Source organism: Aquidulcibacter sp., from assembly GCF_049239865.1.
GTDB lineage: Bacteria > Pseudomonadota > Alphaproteobacteria > Caulobacterales > Aquidulcibacteraceae > Aquidulcibacter.
In genome coordinates this window covers 1-1,044 of sequence record NZ_JBMLTR010000109.1, presented here as the reverse complement: position 1 = coordinate 1,044, position 1,044 = coordinate 1, and the positions used below count along the sequence as shown (strand labels likewise).

Annotated in this window: 1 protein-coding gene; it reads left to right on the top strand. The window is 57.7% G+C overall.

Going from position 1 to position 1,044, the window contains the following annotated elements; genetic code table 11:
* Positions 1-56: 56 nt before the first annotated feature.
* Positions 57-1,044: IS481 family transposase (locus tag ACOVRA_RS08100; protein ID WP_421719841.1), on the top strand; the 988-nt coding region annotated here is incomplete at its 3' end.

Below are 1,044 nucleotides of genomic sequence, written 5' to 3'. Positions count from 1 at the left end.
TGTTTAGTCTCGGAGTTTGATGGTACGTTATCCATGCAGGAATGGAAGGATGCACTATGGGCCAAGTTCTTCACGGGAGCGCCAGCACGACAGCGGCAATCCGTCGAGCAATACAAGATAGTCAAGAGAGCCTGAGGGCACTTGCGAAGCGTCATGGGATCAACCCCAAGACGGTCGCTAAGTGGAGGAGCCGTAAGAGCACTGCCGACATCCGCCCTGGCCCCAAGGACGCGCATTCGACGGTGCTGCGCATCGAGGAGGAGGCGATGATCGTCGCTTTCCGCAAGCATACCCTGCTGCCACTCGACGACTGTCTCTATGCCCTGCAGGCGACGATCCCGCACCTGACGCGCTCATCGCTGCATCGCTGTTTTCAGCGACACGATATCTCCCGGCTGCCCGAAGTCGAAGGTGATAAACCCAAGCGCGGCAAGTTCAGCGCATACCCCATTGGCTACTTTCACATCGACATAGCAGAGGTCCGCACCGAGCAAGGCAAGCTCTACATGTTCGTGGCGATCGACCGGACCAGCAAGTTCGCCTTCGTCGAGCTGCACGAGAACTCCAGAACCGCGACATCGCGCGACTTTCTGCTCCGGCTGATCAAAGCCGTGCCCTACAAGATACACACCGTGCTGACTGACAATGGGATCCAGTTCACCACGCCGGGTGGCGGTGGATCGGCGGTGCCGCTAATCAAAGAGGCCATGGCCAATGGCGAGCGCTTCCGAGCCCATGCCTTCGAATACGCCTGCGCCAGAAACGACATCGATCACCGGACGACTAAACCCAGGCATCCCTGGACCAATGGCCAGGTCGAGCGAATGAACCGGACGATCAAGGAAGCAACCGTCAAGCGCTTCTACTACGAGACCCACGACCAGCTGCGCGAACACCTGATCAACTTTGTCACGGCCTACAACTTCGCCAAGCGGCTCAAGACCCTCAAAGGCCTCACACCCTACGAATACATCTGCAAATGCTGGACAAAAGAGCCGCAGCGATTTACATCAAACCCGCACCATCAAACTCCGGGACCATACA